We start from the raw sequence: 19,323 nt of genomic DNA, 5'->3' as shown, positions 1-19,323 counted from the left end.
ATATTATCCCGTTGCCTTTATCGCCTCATGGCAACGATTTCCAGAGGGCCGCAACCTGTTCGCGAAACGAACTGTTGATGATGAGCCGCGATTGTTATCAGTCCGTCACAGTCACGCGGGTCGCGTCGTCCGTCACTGTCCCGACGATCCGGGCCGAGGGATAGCCGGCGGCGTGGATGCCGCTCAATATCCGTTCGGCTTCCTCCGGCGCGCAGGAGACGAGAAGGCCACCCGATGTCTGCGGGTCGGTCAGCAATTGCTGTTTCCAGAGCGGATAATCGTCGGGAAGCCGCACGTCATGACCGTAGCTCGCCCAGTTGCGGGTGGAAGCGCCGGTCACGAACCCGGCCTGCGCCAGAGGTTCGGCCTGTCCCAGAAAGGGCAGGGCGCCATAATCGAGCGTAATTCCGGCGCTGGAGCCACGCGCCATTTCGAGCGCATGGCCGAGAATGCCGAAACCCGTAACGTCGGTGACCGCATGGACGGCCTCATCCTTGCCGAGTTCGGCGCCCGCCCGGTTCAGCAATGTGACCGATGCCATCATTTCATCGTAACCGGCGCTATCGAGCTTTTGTTGTTTGAAAGCCGCAGAATAAATGCCGACACCGATTGCCTTGGTCAGGATCAGGGCGTCCCCGACACGCGCGCCATTGTTCTTACGTAGATTGGCGAGCTTGCAGGTGCCGATGACGGCCAGGCCGTAAATCGGCTCAGGCGCGTCGATGGAATGTCCGCCCGCGACGGGAATGCCAGCTTCAGCGCATATGCTGGAACCGCCTTTCATGATCTCGCGGATCATTTCGGCGGGCATCTTGTTGACCGGCATTCCGAGGATTGCGAGCGCCATGATCGGCGTGCCGCCCATGGCATAGACGTCGGATATCGCATTGGTGGCGGCGATGCGCCCGAAGTCGAACGGGTCGTCCACCATCGGCATGAAGAAATCCGTGGTGGCGATCACGCAATTGTCGTCGTCGAGCTGCCAGACGGCGGCGTCATCGCCGGTCTCGGTGCCGACCAGCAATCGGCTGAAGGGTTGCATGGCCGGTTGACCGGAAAGCAGATCCTGGAGCACGGCTGGCGCGATCTTGCAGCCGCAGCCGCCACCATGGGCAAGGGTGCTGAGACGAATAGGCGATGCGATATCCATGCTATTTCCTCAAATTAAATTGTTATCTCGCGCACGCTCATCGCGTAACGGAAGGAATCCGCATCGAGGCAATCCATACGAATACTGGCGACCTCGGCCTGCGGATACATCAGGAAACCGAGTTCCGGTCCCTGCGAAGACGGCAAGGCGATGTCGCTGCCGTCATTGAAGGCGATCCAGTTGCCTTCCCAGGAGCCGAAAAGCTTTTGCCGCACCGCGGCGACACGCGGATCGTCGGCGGCAAGCCCGTCCTTTTCCTCTTCCAGCATCACCTTGCGCACATCCGCCGGATCGGTCGCGATCCAGCCGATGCCTTCGAGATAGATTTCGGCGCGGCAATGCTGCGCACTGGTGACGATCTCGTTCTTCGCGCCGAGGCTCTTGTAGCCGAAGGCGGAAGGCGCGACGCGCACGCCGTAAAGATCGCGCGCGGGGATACCAGCGGCCCTGACCAGAGCGGTGAACAGTGGATTGATGTCGGCGCATTTGCCGCCAAGATCGCCGCTGCTCAGCATTGCGACGATGTCGCCATCGCCGCAGCCGCGCGTCGATGCGCGGCGATAGGTGCTGGCGACCACCCAGTCATAGATGCGCCGCGCCTTTTCCAGATCGCTGCCGGCATCGCCGACGATCCTGTCGGAGGTTTCCCGGACGATGCCATCCAACGGCGCAAGCCGTGTTCCAGCCAGATAGCGTTCGCGCTCCGCGCGGGTCAGCGGCACGGCCTTTGCCGAAGCGTCCATGTCGCTTGCGCGGTCGCGGGTGGAAACAAGGCTGACGATCTCGGCTCGCGGCGCTGCTTCGCCCGCGTCCCATTCGAGATAGAGCATCCCGGCGCCGCTGTGCGGATCGCGGTCGAGCCGCGCCTGTTTCGCATTCGTCGTCCAGCGATTGCCTTCCGGGCGGTTCCAGTCGTCGGCATTGAAACCCGCCACCGGCACCCAGGCGCGGATGGCCTTCCCGGATGCGGACGGCGTGACGGTGGTGGTGATTTCAAAGCTGCGCCAGCCCGATGGCTTCGGCGCGAACGTGGCGGCGACAGCCGGGGCGAAACCCGGCAACAGGCCGAAGGCGGCACAGGCGGCGCCCGACTTGAGCAATTCCCGACGGTTCATGACGATCCCCTTTTTAGACTTTTCGTCCCTGTTATTCCTGCGAGCGAAGCCGTGCGGCCACCCGATGGAACGGCAGGTTCCTGCGATGGCCGGTAGTGGAAAAGGTAATTGTGAAGGAATGGCTTCACGCCGGACCGGACGTCCGCGCAAATCTGCGGCACCCGGCTTGAAAAGCCGGTGCGAGGCGGGTGCGATCCATGTTCAAGGCCCCGAAACTCGGGAGCGGGAAAAGAAGCCACGCCGCAAGTTTCGCCTTTTTACACGGAAACGTCAATCGCCGGGAGAGTGTGGAAGTCTTTCCATAAACGAAGTCCATGTATTTATACATGACTATAAAAGTCATGTTATTGATAATTACGTCTTAGTGCTGATTTTCCGGGTAATCCGCTCGGTTGACAACTTGGTTTTATTGGAGTGAACTGAACAAAGGTGAATCCGGATTGAAGAAAATCGCCCCCTGGCGATTTCTTCCAATGATCAGGGGAGGTGCAGCGCAATGAATATGGAGCTCTCTCGCCGCCAGTTTCTCGGCGGAACGGGGGCGGTGGTGGCGGCTTCGGCGCTTGGGTCTTTCGGTTTCGGCGCGGTGGAAAGCGCCTATGCCGAACAGATCAGGCCCTTCAAGCTTGCGAATACCGCCGAAACCCGCAACACCTGTCCCTATTGTTCGGTTGCCTGCGGCGTCATCCTTTATTCCAAGGGGGATGTGCGCAAGGGCGAGAAGGCCGAGCTGGTGCATGTCGAAGGCGACACGGATCATCCGACCAATCGCGGCACGCTCTGCCCGAAGGGCGCGGCACTGAAGGATTTCGTGAAGGCGAAGACCCGCCTGCAATTTCCGCAGGTGCGCGAAGCGGGTTCTGCCGAATTCAAGCAGATTTCCTGGGAAGACGCGCTCGACCGTATTGCGCGGCATCTGAAAGACGACCGCGACGCCAACTTCATCGCGAAGAACGACGCGGGCGTCACGGTCAATCGCTGGACGTCCACGGGTTTTCTCGCGGCGTCCGCGACCACCAATGAAACGGCGTTCCTCACCTATAAGGTAGTGCGCAGCACAGGCATATTGGCATTCGATAATCAGGCACGCGTCTGACACGGCCCGACGGTGGCGAGTCTCGCCCCAACATTTGGCCGTGGAGCAATGACCAACTCCTGGACCGACATCAAGAATACCGACCTCGTCGTCGTCATGGGCGGCAATGCGGCGGAAGCGCACCCGTGCGGCTTCAAATGGGTGACCGAGGCCAAGGCCAATCGCGGAGCGAAGCTGATCGTGGTCGATCCGCGCTTCACGCGCACGGCATCGGTCGCGGATTTCTACGCGCCCATCCGTCAGGGAACCGATATCGCCTTCCTGCTCGGCGTCATCAACTACTGCATCCAGAACGATCACGTGCAGTGGGATTACGTCAGGCATTTCACCAATGCGGCCTATGTCGTTCAGGACGGCTTCGAATACAAGGACGGGCTGTTCACCGGCTATGACGAGGCCAAGCGCGATTACGACCGTTCGAGCTGGGATTATGTGATCGGCGATGACGGCTATGCGGTCGTGGACGACACGCTGCAAAATCCGCGCTGCGTGTGGAGCCTGCTCAAGCAGCATGTTTCCGTCTACACGCCTGAAATGGTGGAGCGCATCTGCGGCACGCCGAAGGAGAAATTCCTGAAGGTCGCGGAGATGATGGCCTCGTGCTCGACGCCGGACCGCACGATGACATCCATGTATGCGCTCGGCTGGACGCAGCATTCCAAGGGGTCGCAGAACATTCGCTGCATGGCGATGCTCCAGCTCATCCTCGGCAATATCGGCGTGCGCGGCGGCGGCATGAATGCGCTGCGCGGCCATTCCAACATTCAGGGACTGACCGATATCGGTCTCATGTCGAACCTCCTGCCGGGTTATCTGAACATACCGGCGGAAAAGGAGGTCGATTTCGAGACCTATATGTCGACCCGCGCCTTCAAGCCGTTGCGCCCGAACCAGATGAGTTACTGGCAGAACTATCGCAAGTTCTTCGTCAGTTTCCAGAAGGCGATGTGGGGCAGTGCGGCAACGGTCGAGAACGACTTCGCCTATGACTGGCTGCCGAAGCTCGACGTGCCGAATTACGACATGCTGCGCATCTTCGACATGATGCATGAAGGCAAGGTCAACGGCTATGTCTGCCAGGGCTTCAACCCGCTGATGGCGGTGCCGAACCGCAAGAAGCTGACCGACGCCCTGTCGAAGCTCAAATTCCTGGTCACCATGGACCCGCTGGAAACGGAAACCTCGCGTTTCTGGGAGAACCACGGCGAATATAACGATGTGGATTCCGCTTCGATCAAGACCGAGGTGTTCCAGCTTCCGTCCACCTGCTTTGCAGAGGACGAAGGCTCCCTCACCAATTCCGGGCGCTGGCTGCAATGGCACTGGCCCGGCGCGACGCCGCCCGGCGAGGCGAAGACCGACAACTGGATCATGGCCCAGATTTTCGTCCGGCTGCGGGAGCTTTACCGCAAGGAGGGCGGCGCCTTCCCCGATCCGGTCCTCAATCTCACCTGGGATTATGAGGACGAGGGCGAGCCGACGGCGGAAGAACTGGCGAAGGAAGTGAACGGCCGTGCGCTGACCACGCTCATGGATCCGACGGATCCGAGCAAGGTCGCCGTTGAGGCGGGCAAGCTTCTTGCCGGTTTCGCGGCATTGCGCGACGACGGTTCGACGGCTTCCGGCTGCTGGATCTATTCTGGCTGCTTTACCGAGGCCGGCAACAACATGGCGCGCCGCGACAATAACGACCCGGACGAGACGGGAGCCTATCTCAACTGGTCCTGGTCGTGGCCAGCCAACCGGCGCATCCTCTATAACCGCGCTTCCGCCGACATCAACGGCAAGGCATGGGATCCGAACCGCAAGCTCATTGAGTGGGACGGGTCGAAGTGGAGCGGCTATGACGTGCCGGATATTGCGCCGACAGCCAGACCGGATGAGGTCGGGCCGTTCATCATGAACCCGGAAGGCGCGTCGCGCCTGTTCACTCGAGGCATGATGCGCGACGGACCTTTCCCGGCCCACTATGAGCCGTTCGAGTCGCCGCTCGCCAATGTGATTGCGCCCAATGTGCGGGGCAATCCGGTGGCCCGCGTCTTCAACGACGACTTCAAGCAGTTCGCCGAAACGGCGTCGGAGGAATTCCCCTATGCGGCGACTTCCTACCGTCTGACCGAGCATTTCCACTACTGGACCAAGCACGTTCATGTGAACGCCGTCTTGCAGCCGGAATTCTTCGTGGAAATCTCGGAAGAACTGGCGAAGGAGAAGGGCATCGCCAAGGGCGACTGGGTGCGGGTCTGGTCCAAGCGCGGTTCGGTCAAGGCCAAGGCCGTGGTCACCAAGCGCATCAAGCCGCTCGTTTGCGACGGCAAGACGGTGCATGTGGTGGGCATTCCGCTTCACTGGGGCTTCACGGGCGCCGCCCGCAAGGGCTTCGGCCCCAACTCGCTGACGCCCTTCGTCGGCGACGCCAATATCGAAACGCCGGAATTCAAGGCGTTTCTGGTCAATATCGAGCGCTCAAGCGCGCCTGTGGCTTAAGGAGGGAATGATATGTTTCCACCCGTTCCCAACCCCGACGTTCAGCCGCAGTCTCCGCGCTTTGGCGATAAGGACCTGATCAGGCGGTCGGCTTCCAGCGTGACGCCGCCCGCCGAGCGCCAGACGGAGGTGGCCAAGCTCATCGACGTGTCGAAATGCATCGGGTGCAAGGCCTGCCAGTCGGCCTGTGCCGAATGGAACGACACGCATGAGGAAGTGGGCGTCAATGTGGGGGTCTATGACAACCCCCACGACTTGACGCCCGACACTTTCACGCTGATGCGCTTCACCGAATGGGACAATCCCGATACCGGCAATCTGGAATGGCTGATCCGCAAGGATGGCTGTATGCATTGCGAGGACCCCGGCTGCCTCAAGGCCTGTCCGGCGCCGGGCGCTATCGTGCAATATTCCAATGGCATCGTGGATTTCGTCCATGAGAACTGCATCGGCTGCGGCTATTGCGTGAAGGGCTGTCCGTTCGACATTCCGCGCATCTCGCCCGTGACGCAGAAAGCCTATAAATGCACGCTGTGTTCCGACCGTATCGCGGTCGGCCAGGGGCCTGCCTGCGCCAAGGCGTGTCCGACGCAAGCCATCGTCTACGGCACCAAGGACGAGATGAAGGAATGGGCCGACGGGCGCATCGAGGATCTGAAATCGCGCGGCTTTGAAAATGCCGGGCTTTACGATCCGCAGGGCGTCGGCGGCACCCATGTCATGTATGTGCTGCATCATGCCGACAAGCCGGAAATCTACGCCGGACTGCCGAACGATCCGCGCATCAGCCCGGTCGTGGAAGCATGGAAAGGCGTGACCAAATATGCGGGCATGGCCGTGATGGGGCTGGCCGCGGCGGCTGGTCTTCTGCACTATGTCTTCAAAGGCCCGAACGTCGTGACGGCGCATGACGAGGCCGAGGCCGAAAAGCTCACGGGGGAAAAAAGCTCATGAGCAAGACCGATTTTGACGATGTTGAACGCGGCGACGGCATAGTCCCCGGCAAGCCGGTTCGGGTGCACCGCTATTCCGGCGGGGCGCGTGTCAATCACTGGATCACCGCCATCAGTCTCGTGCTTCTGGCATTATCGGGTCTGGCGATGTTCCATCCCTGGCTGTTCTTCCTGTCGGGCCTCTTCGGCGGCGGCGAGTGGACGCGCGTCATTCACCCCTGGATCGGCGTGGTTCTGTTCGTCAGCTTTCTCGGCCTCTTCTTCCGCTTCTGGAGCGCCAATCTGTGGAAGCGCGAGGATAGCCGCTGGCTTTCGCAGGCCAATGACGTGATTGCCGGCAATGAGGAAAAACTGCCGGAAGTCGGTAAATACAATGCCGGGCAGAAGCTGGTCTTCTGGTCGATGTCGATCCTGATCATCGTCCTGATCCTGTCGGGGCTCATGATCTGGAACGAATATTTCGGCTCTTATACCACGATCAACCAGCAGCGCTGGGCCTTGCTCATTCATTCCATGGTCGCCGTCATCGCGATCTGCGTCTGGATCGTGCATGTCTATGCGGCGATCTGGGTCAAGGGAACGATCAGCGCCATGACGCGCGGCACGGTGACCGGCGGCTGGGCATGGCGGCATCATCGCAAATGGCTGCGCGAACTGGCGTCGAAGCCGAAGGCAAAGCAGACCGGCGGCAAGCCGGTGGCGTGATCCTGTCGCCGGGTTGAAAAATCCGGCAATTGGGCGAGAATGCGAGATGACGCATAGCAACAGGTAGAGCGGTTCCGAAGACTGTCGAAACCGGAACCGCTCCTTAATTTTCCACAGACCCTCTGGGTCCGCGTGGCCCGTCGGGTTCGTGAGGAGTGACATGGCAGGCAAGAAAGATCTGGCGCCGGACCCGACCGTTATCGGTGAAATCTCGGCTCCGCCCTTCGTACGGTTGCCCGATCCGGGCGACCTTTTCGCAAAACGTGCAGCGCGCCTGCGCCTCATGGGGTCGGTCAGTCCCCTCAAGCCCTATCTGGAATTCATTGCCGAACTGACGGATGCGCAGGCGCGCATCCATGCCGCGCTTGGCCCGGTTGCGGCCCCCGATGTTTCCGACCGCGCGCTGGAATTCGGTATGCCGGCCATCGACCGTACGGATGCCGCTTCGCAAGAGGTGCTCGGCAGTATTTTTGACCGGCTGTTCGATGAGGTGCGCCCTGTCGCCAAGCCGCAGGATGCCATGGATGCTCTCGAACGCGCGGCCAATGTCAGTGCGGGCGAGCGCCGCCGGATGGTGGAGGCGATTTTTGCCGGTGTTCTGCCGCCCGAGGCCGTTGCGGAACATATCTATGTCTGGGCTGGGCTTCAGCTTCATTTCACGCGGCTTGCCTCCGCGCTCGATCCGAAATCGGTGAAGCCGGTCGCCGATGGCGTCTGCCCGACCTGCGGCTCCCTGCCGTCAAGCTCGATGGTCGTCGGCTGGCTCGGCGCCCATGGCGCGCGCTTCTGCTCCTGTTCCGTCTGCAACACGCTCTGGCATTATGTCCGCATCAAATGCGTGTGCTGCGGCTCTACCAAGGGCATCGGCTACAGGGAGGTCGAGGATGGCGGCGGCGTCATCAAGGCTGAAACCTGCGACGAATGCCAGAGCTGGGTGAAAATCATCTATCAGCAGCAATCGACCGACGCCGATCCGCTGACCGACGATGTGGCGAGTCTCGGCCTCGACATGCTGATGCGCGAGACACCTTATGCGCGCGGCGGCTTTTCTCCACTCCTTGCCGGGCTGTGAGCGGCCATGGACCAGAGCAAGCCGTCACTGCGTCATCTTCCGTCCGTCGATGCCGTCCTGCAAATGCCGGAACTCGGCGCAGCGCTTGCGCGTTTCGGGCGCGCGGCGGCGACTGCCGCCATTCGCACTGTCCTCGGCGAGTTGCGCGAAGCGGTGAAATCCGGCGTGGCCCTTCCCGATCATGCTCGGATTGCGCAAGCCGCCATCGAGCGGCTCGATGCTTCGGACCGCCCGAGCCTGCGCCCGCTGTTCAATCTGACCGGAACGGTGCTGCATACCAATCTGGGCCGCGCTATTCTGGCTGAAGCGGCCATCGAGGCGGCGACCGAGGCGATGCGGCAGGCCGTCTCGCTCGAATTCGACCTGTCGTCGGGGGCACGCGGCGAGCGCGACGATCACCTGCGCGCCCTGATCTGCGAACTGACGGGCGCGGAAGACGCAACCGTTGTCAATAACAATGCCGCTGCCGTGCTGCTCGTGCTCAACAGTCTGGCGTCGGGCAAGGAGGCTGTTGTTTCCCGTGGCGAACTGATCGAGATCGGCGGCGCTTTCCGTATGCCCGACATCATGACCCGCGCGGGCACGACGCTGGTGGAAGTCGGCACCACCAATCGGACGCACCCGCGCGATTATGAAAACGCCATCGGTCCCGATACCGGACTGGTGCTGAAGGTTCACACTTCCAATTACCGCATCGAGGGTTTCACCCGTGAAGTGAAAGCCGACGAACTGGCGAAGATCGCCGCGGCGAAGGGCGTGCCGCTGGTCAACGATCTGGGTTCGGGCACGCTTGCCGACCTCGCCGCTTTCGGCCTCGCCCATGAGCCGACCGTGCGTGAGGCCGTGGCGGAGGGCGCGGATATCGTAACCTTTTCCGGCGACAAGCTTCTGGGCGGGCCGCAGGCAGGTTTTATCGTCGGGCGGCGCGACCTGATCTCGCGCATCAACAGGAATCCGATGAAGCGCGCCCTGCGGGTCGACAAAATCAGGCTGGCGGCACTTGAAGCCACGCTGAAACTTTATCGCAACCCGGAACGGCTGGCCGAAAAGCTTCCGACCATGCGCTATCTGGCGCGCCCGCAGGGAGAAATCGCGGCACAGGCGGCAAGGCTGAAGCCTGAACTGGAAAGCCTTCTGGGGCCTGCTTTCACGGTGAGGGTTGCCGATTGCGCCAGCCAGATCGGTTCCGGCGCGCTGCCATTGTCAACGGTTCCGAGCGCAGGCCTGTCGATTGTGCCGAATGACGGCAGTGGCTCCGCGCTTGCGGCACTGGCCGAGGCCCTGCGCCAGTTGCCCCTGCCGATCATCGGGCGCATTGAAAAAGGGGCGCTGGTCCTCGATCTGCGCTGTCTCGACGATGAAAGCGGTTTTCTGCGTAATCTGTCGGCCCTTGCGGCGCGCCGGTCATGATCGTCGGCACGGCGGGCCATATCGACCACGGCAAGACCTCGCTGGTGCGCGCACTGACCAGGGTCGATACGGATCGGCTGAAAGAAGAAAAAGAACGCGGAATATCCATCGATCTGGGCTTTGCCTATCTGCCGCTTTCCGGCGAGGATCGGCAGATCCTCGGTTTTGTCGATGTGCCGGGGCATGAGAAATTTGTGCATACCATGCTGGCCGGTGCGGCAAGCATCGATTTCGTGATGCTGGTCGTTGCCGCCGACGACGGCATCATGCCGCAAACGCGCGAACATCTTTCCATCGTCAATCTGCTCGGCATAAGGCGTGGCATCGCCGTGATTACCAAGAGCGATCTTGCCGGACCTGAGCGGCTGGCGGAAGTGAAGGCCGCGATCCGCAACGAATTGGCCCCGACCGGCCTTGCCGACATTCCCATCCTGACGGTCTCGACGCTTACCGGGGCCGGGATAGGTGAATTGCAAGCTGTGCTGGAAACGCAAGCGCGCGCTTTTGGCGAGCGACACGCCGAAGGCGGGTTTCGCCTTGCCGTGGACCGTTCTTTCACCTTGAAAGGGGCGGGAACGGTGGTCACGGGCACGGTGCTTTCCGGCGCGGCCCGGATCGGCGATCCACTGATCGTCAGCCCGTCCGGCAGACAGGCGCGTATTCGTACCATCCACGCTCAGAACCGCCCGGCCGAAGCTGCACGGGCGGGCGACCGCTGCGCGCTCAATCTGGCGGGCGAGGGCATATCCCGGGATGCGGTTCACCGCGGCGACATGCTTGTATTGCCGGGCTTCCATCGCCCCACCGACCGTATCGATGCATCGCTGCAAATCCTGCCCACCGAGCAGAAACCCATAGGTCAGTGGTTTCCGGTGCGTCTGCACCATGCCTCGGCGGAAGCGGGCGCGCGCATTGTGCTATTGGGCGAGGAAGGACTTTTGCCGGGCACGGAAGGGTGCGTTCAGCTCGTGCTGGACCGTCCGATTGCAGCGGCGGCGGGCGACCGTTTCGTCATCCGTGACGTGTCCGCGCAGCGCACTATCGGCGGCGGTCGTTTTCTCGACCTGCGCCCGCCCCAGCGCAAGCGGCGCAGCCCCGAACGCATGGCGCAACTCGATGCCCATGCCATGGGCGATCCGGTCGAAGCGGCGCGCGCGCTTCTGTCCGTCGAACCGTTTTTCTTGGATGCATCGGCCTTTCTGCGCGACCGGGCGCTGGCGGACGAGCCGGAGCGGCTGGCGCAGGCGCTTGATGCGACGACGCTGCCGCAGGGCAATTCCGTGCTTCTCCTGTTGCCGGAGCGCTGGGCCGGTCTGCGCGACGACATCCTAGCGCGGCTTGGCGCCTTTCACGACGAGAACCCGGACCTGATCGGCATGGGCGTGGAACGGTTGCGGCAGCAGTTGCGGCCGCGCCTGCCCACCAGTGCCTTTCGCGCTGCCATTGCAGCGCTTGGCGAGCAGGATCTGGTCCGGCTCGACGGTGCGTGGCTGCGACTTCGCGATCATGAAGTCACGATGAGTGAAGCCGACGAAACAATTTGGCGCGAGGTTGCGCCGCTCCTTGAGGGAGAGGCCCGGTTTCGCCCGCCGCGCGTACGGGATATCGCCGGTTTTCTGGGGGAGCGTGAGGAAGATGTTCGCCGGCTACTGAAACTGGCTGGGCGCATGGGCCGGGTTCATGAAGTGGCGCATGACCATTTTTTCCTGCGCGCCACCATTGCCGAGATGATCGCCATCCTGTCGGATATGGACGCGGCTTTTGACAGCGGCTGGTTCATTGCCGCCCGCTTTCGCGACCGTATCGACAGCGGGCGCAAGGTGGCGATCCAGATACTGGAATTCTTCGACCGCAACAGCGTTACCATAAGGCGTGGCGACATGCGCAGGCTGAACCGGCGCAAGCTGGACCTGTTCGGGGAGTTCACACAGTCCGAAGAGAGATCATGATCGCTGCGATGAGGATGACGTTTCGTCACCCAATGCGAGACCGCCCATTCCCATTCCGCCGCCGCCCATTCCTCCCATTCCTCCGCCACCTTTGCCGCCGCCGGGACCCTCCCTGTTGCGGCCGCCGGCAGAGCTTTGCCGCACGGGTCCCTGTTCGGGGATTTGCAGGTCCGCCGGTATCGGATCGAGATCGAGTGCCTGTCGAATAAAGTCCCGCAGCGATACGACAAGCGCATGGGTATGGATGGGATGCCCCGAAACCAGTTCCCGGATGGCGCGTTCGGCCAGCCGGATATGCTCCTCGGTGCCGAGCAGCAGGATGTCGGACAGGGCTGCTTCCACGGCATCGCGGATGCGCCGCGACCGTTCGGAAAGCATGATCAGTTCTACGGTCTGGCCCTCTCCCGGCTCGGACTGCTGCTGCATGCGCACATCGCGCATGTGACGCGGATCGACGCTCAGATTGCCGGTAAAGGAACCGCCCAGCGTCTTGTAGGCGGCGATGAGTGTCTTCAGGCGCTCATTGATCTGGCGGTTCATCCGCTCGCGACGCTGTTGAAGCGTAAGCATCATGACGATGCGGATGCCCACGCCGATAAGCGTGACCAGCGCCAATCCGAACAATGTGGCCGCGAGGCTCTGCCAGGAGCTGAAATCCAGTATGCGCAGCGCTTTCTCCTGTCATTATAACCCGCCATCCTTTTTAAATCCCGAACCGGGGGCACTTGCAAGACAGAAGATTGACGCGACGATAAACCCTGCGATAGGTAAGGATATGGAAGGGATACATGCCCGGTGGCATGTCCGGACTTCAAATTCTAACGCCCATGTCTGCTGCTGTATTCAATCGTCCTAGAAAACCCCGAATTTTCGGCTATAGCGGCAGGCGCTTTCCTTATCTGTATGCATCTATATTGGATCGTGCTACCGGGTTGGGTAGCAAAATGGTAGCAAAGTGTTTTCGTAATGTTCTTTTGAGAAGGGAGGTAATCTCGTGCAAGCGCAGGTTAATGTGTGGGGGAACGATATAGTGATCAATGTGGAGCAGCATTCTAAAACTGTGTGGGTTGCATCAGGGGTTTGCAACGATCAGATCGTAACCGTGAAGCGCCAAACAAAAGGCGCAGCAATTTCTGGTTGGGTCGATGCTGCTCGATATAAGAGCGGGTAAGGGCGTCTTAAACCGTCTGAATAAGACGCTTGTCAGACGCTGAAACGTTTCGGAAGCGTTACAGTAACGTTACGCGTAACGCTTTTGTTACGTTATGTGACGCTGTGACCTGTCACGTGACAGTCACGCCATTTCCAGAGATAATCGGGAGATAATTCAATTTTGCCATGGCAAAAACTTAGCGTTTGCTAGGTCCAGATTGTTTGGAAACAATGGCTTACAATCTCCGTGGTTTTTCCAAACCGAGCTAACAGTTTTTTCCAACCGCCCGCTAAATTTTTAGCGACCGTCCAACTCCCACCATTGGTGGAAGTCAAATCGCCTTCAACCCGCCGCTGACAACGAATGTCACAGCAGCCGCAAGAATGCCGCCTACGACGATCCACATAATCCGGGATAGCGTGGATTGAATACTCTTATTCGCGCTTTCCAGCCCATTGAACCGGGTGTCGATACGAGCTTCCATGGCTACCCATTTCTCATCATGACGGGCGCTGTCGATTTCACGCTGACGCTGCCACGTTTCCAATGCGTTCAGACGGTGGATGCTGGACTGCGCCGTATGCTCCAACCCCACGACGCGGGCGCGGAGATCGTTTTCGTCAGGCATTGATTTCTCCATCAGTCCCACCCGCATGCTTTTCGACCATATGCATTATGCGCTGCAATCCCCTGCCCGGCTGGCGCGTCATTCCCAGCCAGATAGACGGCAGTGGCCGACTTAATCGGGATTGCCTTCCACCCGGCGCAATTGCTCGCAGTCTGACTGCAAGCCGCCAAGCTCGACACAGAGGCCAATAACGTCCAGACCGCCCACTTTCTCATCGATCTTCGCCCTTTCCTGAATTGCCTTTGCTGTGGCCTGTGCCGCGTCCAATGCGGCCCGCTGGCGCTCTTTCATCGCTCCGATAGTGTAACCGGCTCCAAAAACTAAAATCGCCGCCACAAGGGCAGCGAGCGCGGATTTTACCCATGGCGGGATAAGTCCCCAGAGTGCGCCCATCACCCGATCTCCGATTTCAGGTCACGGACGGCCTTGAACAGATCGTTGCGGCGCTTGATGCCATAGACTGCAAAAGCGACGATGGCAGCGCTGATGAACAACTGGACGCGCCAATCCAGTCCGCCAAGGAAATCGCCCGCGGCGGTAACGACAGCGCCGAGAGCGGCAAGGCCCCACGTCCAGACGGTTTTGCTCTTGGCCGGATGCTGTTCAAGCTCGCCGGGATCGGCCACGACTGGCTTTTCGATGGTGACGACCTCTGGAGCGACGACGACCGGCAGCACGGCCCCGACAGTCTTGACCTTGTTCAGAACGGCTTCGACCTTCGCAGGCGTGACGAGAGCCTTATTGAGCGCATCGCCAGCATAGTAGCTCTCGCCGCGCTTCAGATTGCGGTGAGTGCCCTTGGTCGCGGCCAGTACCGGGAGAGAAGCCCATTCTTGCGCCAGCCGCCTGCCGAATTCGGTGCGGCTGATCTTACCGGAGATGAAATCCTCGTAACCGCGGCGCTTCAAGAGATGAAAGCCGAGCCGGTCTTGCAGATCGGCATCAAATATCTGCGAGCCGCGCAAGCCAAGCTCACGGGAAAGGTCTTGCAACGTAGCGCGCATGAACTGGTAGCGGCCAGATGCCGACGATTTAAACCGCTTGGTGAACGACGCCTGCGCATCGACCAGTTCGCCAAGCGTCATTTTCGTGATCGGTTTCGGGAGCTTGTCCTGATTATTTCCGTAAATGACGTCATAGCCGCGAGGCGCTTCGATCCCGCCAATAAAGTCGAGCAAAAGCGCCGCGCCGGCGGGCACGGTTTTATCCATGGTCAGTTCCTTTCAGGGATAGAAAAAGGCCCCGCACGAAGGGGCCTTGGGTAGAAGCATGAAAAAGGATGCCGAAGCGGCCCTATTTTTCCCGTATGAAGTAGAATATCTGTTCTTCAAACCGATCTATCGTGATTTCACCGTTGACCAGTTTAATGAATTCCTGAGCGACAAGTTCAGAGTCCCAAGTGATTTCGTAGCCGTTGACGACCATGAACATCATTCCTGCCGTCCACCCGGTTCGTTTATTCCCTTGCTCGAACGGATGGTTTTTAGCGATGGCCACCATCAAAATAACCGCGAGCCTGAGAATGTCGCTGTCACCGGAATAATGGAAATGGTTGATAGGCCGTGCAACCGCGCTCTCAAGAAGCTCTGGCCTCAAGATAGCAAAATTCTCACCAGTTTCTGATACTTCGGCTCGATTGATCTCGATGATTTCTTCCATCGGGAGCCATACAGGCTCACTTTGCAAGCTCGGCTCGCACCTTGGGGAAACGGCTCATAACGTCCTTACGCACAGCAGCGAAATCAACCGGACCCTGTGGCGGGCGCGGCGGGAACTGAACGCCATCATTTTTTGCAACAGGTACTGCGTTGCGGGACATTTTCGTTTCTCCTTCACTCACCATTTGGTGAGCTTCATCATAATTGTGAATTAAACATCAAATTGCAACCCCTATCGCCGGAACACTCGGCGGGGTTTTCTTTCCGGCCTTATATGCTATTCAGCTAATGCATACCGGTCCAAGCCCCCGCTAGATCGGTGTGACGCCCCGGTCGGGTTACTTCTGGCCGGGGTTTTTCTTTTTTTCGGCATAGGAAAGCAGTCAGAGTGGGTGGCGGATCCACCCCTATGCTGGTGACATGGCCTTGTTACGCCACCAAGATGCAATAGATGAAAAGATGCAGCGCCTTGACCTTGCAGCCATTTCACCGAAGACCCTCTCAGCTATCGCGGCGGAAAGAAGACGACGGTCGCTTACCTTGACCAGATATCGCGTGCGATAATAGCAAAGAAACTGCTTCATCTCGCCATCGGAAAGGGCTGGAGATATTGTCTCCGTTATGCGCCAAAAGTGATCACGGTCTATGACTTGATGCACTGCGCAATTATAGTCAGCATCGCCGAATAAGTAGATCGGCTTCAGGTGTACTATCGCCTCTGATCCCACACCAGAATTTACGGTGAAAACTGCTTGCGATTTTGAAACGAGCGTGTGGATACTGTCCTCGCTCACAACGATAGCTCCGGCGCTTGACAATTCGGCGATCTTGCCCGCCACTTCGTCATCTCGGCACTTCGGATGACGCTTCACAACAACACGGGTATCCGTCCCGTGAAAGCGCTCAACAACCATATCCAGCATGTCCATCATCGAAATCCTCGCAAGCTCTTGCGTTCTGTCGGATTTCACCTGAAGGGGGACGAAAACAAATTTCTCTGGAAGCGAGACTGTTGGGCATGTCGTTGCCTGCGGGTATTTTGAGACGTTGCGGACAATGATGTCCTCTACATGGCGATCATAGAATTCAGCGGCTTCTACGAGTGGCGGAAGCTCCAAATCGGCAATTGAAGAACGCGCCAGCGATGACCATCCAGAATATCCGCCGCAATCTATAACTGCATAGCCTGGAAGATCGGCGGGTTTGAAATGCGTCGATCCTTGCCGTTCCCCTTCAGTGTGGAATGACAAAGTATAATGAGAGCTATTCCTGATTACAGAGACCAAGTAGTCAGGGATCATGACTGAATGGATATTGCGTTTCTTGGCCTCTCGTATTGCCTGCGATGTTACGGACATCCATGTATCACGTGCATCCAACGAGTCCCTTGGTACAATCAGTAGGCGAAACCAGCAATTTATCTGCAACCCGGTTTTAACTTGAGGAACGTGGCCTGCCGCGGCGACTTCAATGAGCCTGAAAGTCTCTTTAAGGGTCAGCCCGTGCTCACCCAGAAATGTGAGCATCGGTGCCAAAAATAATTCATCCTCTTCACTGGAGACACCCAAACTTCGTGCCCTCTCGACAGTATTAACGGCCATCGACACGTCGGAAGTTTCGATCTCGAACCTCAAGACTTGCTTCCAAGCACGAGAAAACTGCGCATCATCATTGCGAGTTTTGCTGACAAGATCGGCGGCTGCGCGGAATGCCTCTGAAAATGCTGGAAGGTCACCGGCCATACCTGCCGCACGCATAACATTTATTGCTTGCAAGATGGAGAGCTTCGTATTGCGTAGCAATGTCATGCCAATCTTGCTTGCGACGACATAGTCGCGTGCGCTCAAAGCAGTCGCAAACTCTGCCTGTGAACAGATATCAATATTGCCCAATCTACCCACCCCGGTAACGTCATATTAAGCAGGTGTAACAATTTTGATATAAAATTCAAGCTAATCTAGACCTAGTTTACGTCTAAAGGATCAGCCTCTGGTATTCATCAATTGGCATGAAGGGCAATATTTCACTTGGCTCGGAGCAAACTCAAACGCCCACTAATCAAATGCCCCAAGGCCTACACGACTGATCTGGACATCTTCCTTGTTCTGCGAATAGATGACCCAGAGATAGCCATCCTTTTCCAGAAACTGCGGATAGTTGAAGCCGAATGACCAGTAGCTGGTGCCGGTAAATTTCGCCGGTTCCGGATTATTCCGCAGAACATAGACACGGTCATATTCCAGGCCGTCATCCGAAACTGACAGCATCAGAACCTGACGCCCCATTTCCTGCGATGCATTTGACGACAAGACATAACGTCCATCAGACAGGCGCATGACTGCCCGTCTAGACTGCGCGTCCGGGAAATTGGTTTTCATCGGAGTGCTGACGGTATGCCCACCATCATATGAAAACGACCGCAGCAGCACACGCGGGTTCATCTCCTCCTCATTGCGGTATTCGTAAGAGATGAGGCGAGGATTGACCGACAACACTGTCGCTTCATTCAGCAACACGCCAGTCGGTGATGGCACGATGACGCGCTCCCAGTTCCCCATATCGCCAAGGATGAATTGCGTCTCGAACTTGTGATTGCGGCCTGAACCGAGCCATTTCCCGTCTGGAAGCTGGATCGGAGCATAATCAAGCATACAATCGGTCAAGATTTCCTGCTCTGCGCCCCACTGCCCGCTCTCCCATTTGCGGCCCATCAGTTTCAGGCTTGGGCCGTAATATTCCTCACCTTCGACCGGATCGAGGTTGATCTCGGTGAAGTAGTAGAGCGCCCAAAGCTCACCGTTGCGCAGCCATAGGCCGTTCGTGCTGTAGCGAAAGCCGGAAGGAGGAACGCCAGTGTATGACTGGCGCGGTGTCCAGGTAACACCATCGATAGAAGTCGAGAACATGCCTTGCGTCGCAGCGGTTTCCGATCCGGCCGACCAAACCCAAGTGGCGATAAACAGCCCATCATAGAAGGCAATCTGCGGGTTCTGGTTTAGCTCCCGAACATCGGATACCGCAACGATCTCATACAAATCCGAAGGGACCACTGGCAGCGCAGCAATATTGAGAGGCGCTGACCGATCCTTGAGCATAGGCTTAAAACCGGGAGATGACGAATAAGCCAGAACATCCATCAGTGCTCCACCTCATAGGCAATGCCGCCGATGATCAAACTGGTATTGGTAAAGTTCGTCTCATTAAGCTGCGAGGTTGATGCCGTTCCTTGACTTCGCAATGCAACAGAAGTGCCCATAGCCAGAAAGCCCGCCATATTTGGACTAGGCAGTGCCATTCCAGCGTAATAGCCAATATTCAAAATGCCCCCCATTGAATTTTCTCTGATAGGGAACGGGAGGCCGTTCATGTTGGCGCTTGTTGCCCCTGTTGCCGTCCCCTTCGAACTCAGCCCCATACGGAATTTGCAGAACACAAAATTGCCGATACGTATCCAAGCGCCGGTTTGTGACGCATACGTAATGCCCGTCGTCTGGCCGCTGAAATCTAGGCTCGGCGTCCACGCACCCTCCGCATAACCGACATTATCAACCCAAACCGGGCTTCCGGTAATATCAACGGATATCACCTGACCGGAGACGCCATTGGGCATATTGGCGATGCCGGGCAGAATGCCTTGACCAAGCATTTCAATGAGCGTCGTCGTCTGCGCTGTGACACGAGCGCCGTCCGGCAGATAACGCGCCCGATATGGCGCATCGGTCAGGCTGGTACCGGTCCATGGTTCGGCCAGCGTCAATTGCGTATTGCTATCGACACTCGCGATCACGGCGGTCATGTTCTGGATTTGAAGCGTATCGCCTGCACGGAAATTCCCAACATCAAACAGCGTGCCCGTGCCGGTGACGGTGGTTGATCCATTGGCGAGCGAAATCGTCCCAGACGTGTAGTCAGGCAAAACGGCCATGAGTTATCCTTCCTGCGCTGTT

The 19,323-nt window shown here is 58.7% G+C and carries 16 protein-coding genes; 6 read left to right on the top strand and 10 right to left on the bottom strand.

All coding sequences use genetic code 11. The features are described 5' to 3' along the window. Window positions 1-97: 97 nt before the first annotated feature. Together selD and FHS76_RS09985 are read right to left on the bottom strand one after the other, a co-directional pair. Window positions 98-1,150 carry a selenide, water dikinase SelD gene (selD, locus tag FHS76_RS09990; protein ID WP_183651483.1) on the bottom strand — a complete coding sequence of 351 codons (1,053 nt, stop codon included), beginning with the start codon at window positions 1,148-1,150 and terminating at the stop codon, window positions 98-100. 14 nt (window positions 1,151-1,164) lie between these two features. Then, window positions 1,165-2,265, bottom strand: coding sequence for a transglutaminase-like domain-containing protein (locus tag FHS76_RS09985; RefSeq protein WP_183651480.1), 1,101 nt, complete (start codon window positions 2,263-2,265; stop codon window positions 1,165-1,167). A 496-nt stretch (window positions 2,266-2,761) separates the two neighbouring features. On the opposite strand from FHS76_RS09985, the gene fdnG reads away from it, so the two are divergent. The 6 genes from fdnG (at window position 2,762) to selB (ending at window position 11,937) form a co-directional block, all read left to right on the top strand. Further along, the gene (fdnG, locus tag FHS76_RS09980) at window positions 2,762-5,848 is read left to right on the top strand and encodes a formate dehydrogenase-N subunit alpha (protein ID WP_210306060.1); all 3,087 of its coding nucleotides are present in this window, start codon (window positions 2,762-2,764) and stop codon (window positions 5,846-5,848) included. A 12-nt stretch (window positions 5,849-5,860) separates the two neighbouring features. After that, window positions 5,861-6,802, top strand: coding sequence for a formate dehydrogenase subunit beta (gene fdxH, locus FHS76_RS09975; protein WP_183651477.1), 942 nt, complete (start codon window positions 5,861-5,863; stop codon window positions 6,800-6,802). Next, the gene (locus FHS76_RS09970; RefSeq protein WP_183651474.1) at window positions 6,799-7,506 is read left to right on the top strand and encodes a formate dehydrogenase subunit gamma; all 708 of its coding nucleotides are present in this window, start codon (window positions 6,799-6,801) and stop codon (window positions 7,504-7,506) included. The genes fdxH and FHS76_RS09970 overlap by 4 nt, the downstream gene beginning before the upstream one ends. Window positions 7,507-7,666: 160 nt before the next feature. After that, window positions 7,667-8,578: a formate dehydrogenase accessory protein FdhE gene (fdhE, locus tag FHS76_RS09965; protein WP_183651471.1), complete on the top strand. Its 912-nt coding sequence runs from the start codon at window positions 7,667-7,669 to the stop codon at window positions 8,576-8,578. 6 nt (window positions 8,579-8,584) lie between these two features. Continuing rightward, the gene (gene selA, locus FHS76_RS09960; protein WP_183651468.1) at window positions 8,585-9,988 is read left to right on the top strand and encodes an L-seryl-tRNA(Sec) selenium transferase; all 1,404 of its coding nucleotides are present in this window, start codon (window positions 8,585-8,587) and stop codon (window positions 9,986-9,988) included. Further along, the gene (gene selB / locus FHS76_RS09955; RefSeq protein WP_183651465.1) at window positions 9,985-11,937 is read left to right on the top strand and encodes a selenocysteine-specific translation elongation factor; all 1,953 of its coding nucleotides are present in this window, start codon (window positions 9,985-9,987) and stop codon (window positions 11,935-11,937) included. The genes selA and selB overlap by 4 nt, the downstream gene beginning before the upstream one ends. Here selB and FHS76_RS09950 read toward each other — a convergent pair. From FHS76_RS09950 to FHS76_RS22540, 8 genes are all read right to left on the bottom strand, one after another. Continuing rightward, window positions 11,932-12,561 (bottom strand): hypothetical protein, encoded by a 630-nt coding sequence (locus FHS76_RS09950; RefSeq protein ID WP_235992627.1) that lies wholly within the window; start codon window positions 12,559-12,561, stop codon window positions 11,932-11,934. The two genes, selB and FHS76_RS09950, sit on opposite strands and share 6 nt — an antisense overlap. A gap of 860 nt (window positions 12,562-13,421) precedes the next feature. Further along, complete coding sequence (locus FHS76_RS09945) at window positions 13,422-13,718, bottom strand: hypothetical protein (protein WP_183651462.1); 297 nt, start codon at window positions 13,716-13,718, stop codon at window positions 13,422-13,424. Window positions 13,719-13,829: 111 nt separating this feature from the next. Beyond that, window positions 13,830-14,111 carry a hypothetical protein gene (locus FHS76_RS09940; protein WP_183651753.1) on the bottom strand — a complete coding sequence of 94 codons (282 nt, stop codon included), beginning with the start codon at window positions 14,109-14,111 and terminating at the stop codon, window positions 13,830-13,832. Next, entirely contained in the window at window positions 14,111-14,929 is an 819-nt protein-coding gene (locus tag FHS76_RS09935; RefSeq protein WP_183651459.1) for a lysozyme family protein, read from the bottom strand. The genes FHS76_RS09940 and FHS76_RS09935 overlap by 1 nt, the downstream gene beginning before the upstream one ends. 82 nt (window positions 14,930-15,011) lie before the next feature. Then, window positions 15,012-15,377: a type II toxin-antitoxin system death-on-curing family toxin gene (locus FHS76_RS09930; RefSeq protein WP_183651456.1), complete on the bottom strand. Its 366-nt coding sequence runs from the start codon at window positions 15,375-15,377 to the stop codon at window positions 15,012-15,014. 406 nt (window positions 15,378-15,783) lie between these two features. Beyond that, window positions 15,784-17,268: a capsular polysaccharide export protein, LipB/KpsS family gene (locus FHS76_RS09925; RefSeq protein WP_183651454.1), complete on the bottom strand. Its 1,485-nt coding sequence runs from the start codon at window positions 17,266-17,268 to the stop codon at window positions 15,784-15,786. A gap of 162 nt (window positions 17,269-17,430) precedes the next feature. Next, window positions 17,431-18,513 (bottom strand): exo-alpha-sialidase, encoded by a 1,083-nt coding sequence (locus tag FHS76_RS09920; RefSeq protein WP_183651451.1) that lies wholly within the window; start codon window positions 18,511-18,513, stop codon window positions 17,431-17,433. Beyond that, complete coding sequence (locus tag FHS76_RS22540) at window positions 18,513-19,301, bottom strand: hypothetical protein (protein WP_235992626.1); 789 nt, start codon at window positions 19,299-19,301, stop codon at window positions 18,513-18,515. Before FHS76_RS22540 ends, FHS76_RS09920 begins: the two co-directional genes overlap by 1 nt. Window positions 19,302-19,323 lie beyond the last annotated feature (22 nt).

It is taken from the genome of Brucella daejeonensis, assembly GCF_014199265.1.
Lineage (GTDB): Bacteria > Pseudomonadota > Alphaproteobacteria > Rhizobiales > Rhizobiaceae > Brucella > Brucella daejeonensis.
Note: the sequence above shows the minus strand (reverse complement) of the source record. Positions and strands in the feature narration are given on the sequence as shown.

What these genes read in the sequence shown, in the direction of transcription:
- selD (WP_183651483.1), bottom strand. Translation starts at nt 1,150, where the DNA reads ATGGATATCGCATCGCCTATTCGTCTCAGCACCCTTGCCCATGGTGGC.
- FHS76_RS09985 (WP_183651480.1), bottom strand. Translation starts at nt 2,265, where the DNA reads ATGAACCGTCGGGAATTGCTCAAGTCGGGCGCCGCCTGTGCCGCCTTC.
- fdxH (WP_183651477.1), top strand. Translation starts at nt 5,861, where the DNA reads ATGTTTCCACCCGTTCCCAACCCCGACGTTCAGCCGCAGTCTCCGCGC.
- FHS76_RS09970 (WP_183651474.1), top strand. Translation starts at nt 6,799, where the DNA reads ATGAGCAAGACCGATTTTGACGATGTTGAACGCGGCGACGGCATAGTC.
- fdhE (WP_183651471.1), top strand. Translation starts at nt 7,667, where the DNA reads ATGGCAGGCAAGAAAGATCTGGCGCCGGACCCGACCGTTATCGGTGAA.
- selA (WP_183651468.1), top strand. Translation starts at nt 8,585, where the DNA reads ATGGACCAGAGCAAGCCGTCACTGCGTCATCTTCCGTCCGTCGATGCC.
- selB (WP_183651465.1), top strand. Translation starts at nt 9,985, where the DNA reads ATGATCGTCGGCACGGCGGGCCATATCGACCACGGCAAGACCTCGCTG.
- FHS76_RS09945 (WP_183651462.1), bottom strand. Translation starts at nt 13,718, where the DNA reads ATGCCTGACGAAAACGATCTCCGCGCCCGCGTCGTGGGGTTGGAGCAT.
- FHS76_RS09940 (WP_183651753.1), bottom strand. Translation starts at nt 14,111, where the DNA reads ATGGGCGCACTCTGGGGACTTATCCCGCCATGGGTAAAATCCGCGCTC.
- FHS76_RS09935 (WP_183651459.1), bottom strand. Translation starts at nt 14,929, where the DNA reads ATGGATAAAACCGTGCCCGCCGGCGCGGCGCTTTTGCTCGACTTTATT.
- FHS76_RS09930 (WP_183651456.1), bottom strand. Translation starts at nt 15,377, where the DNA reads ATGGAAGAAATCATCGAGATCAATCGAGCCGAAGTATCAGAAACTGGT.
- FHS76_RS09920 (WP_183651451.1), bottom strand. Translation starts at nt 18,513, where the DNA reads ATGGATGTTCTGGCTTATTCGTCATCTCCCGGTTTTAAGCCTATGCTC.
- FHS76_RS22540 (WP_235992626.1), bottom strand. Translation starts at nt 19,301, where the DNA reads ATGGCCGTTTTGCCTGACTACACGTCTGGGACGATTTCGCTCGCCAAT.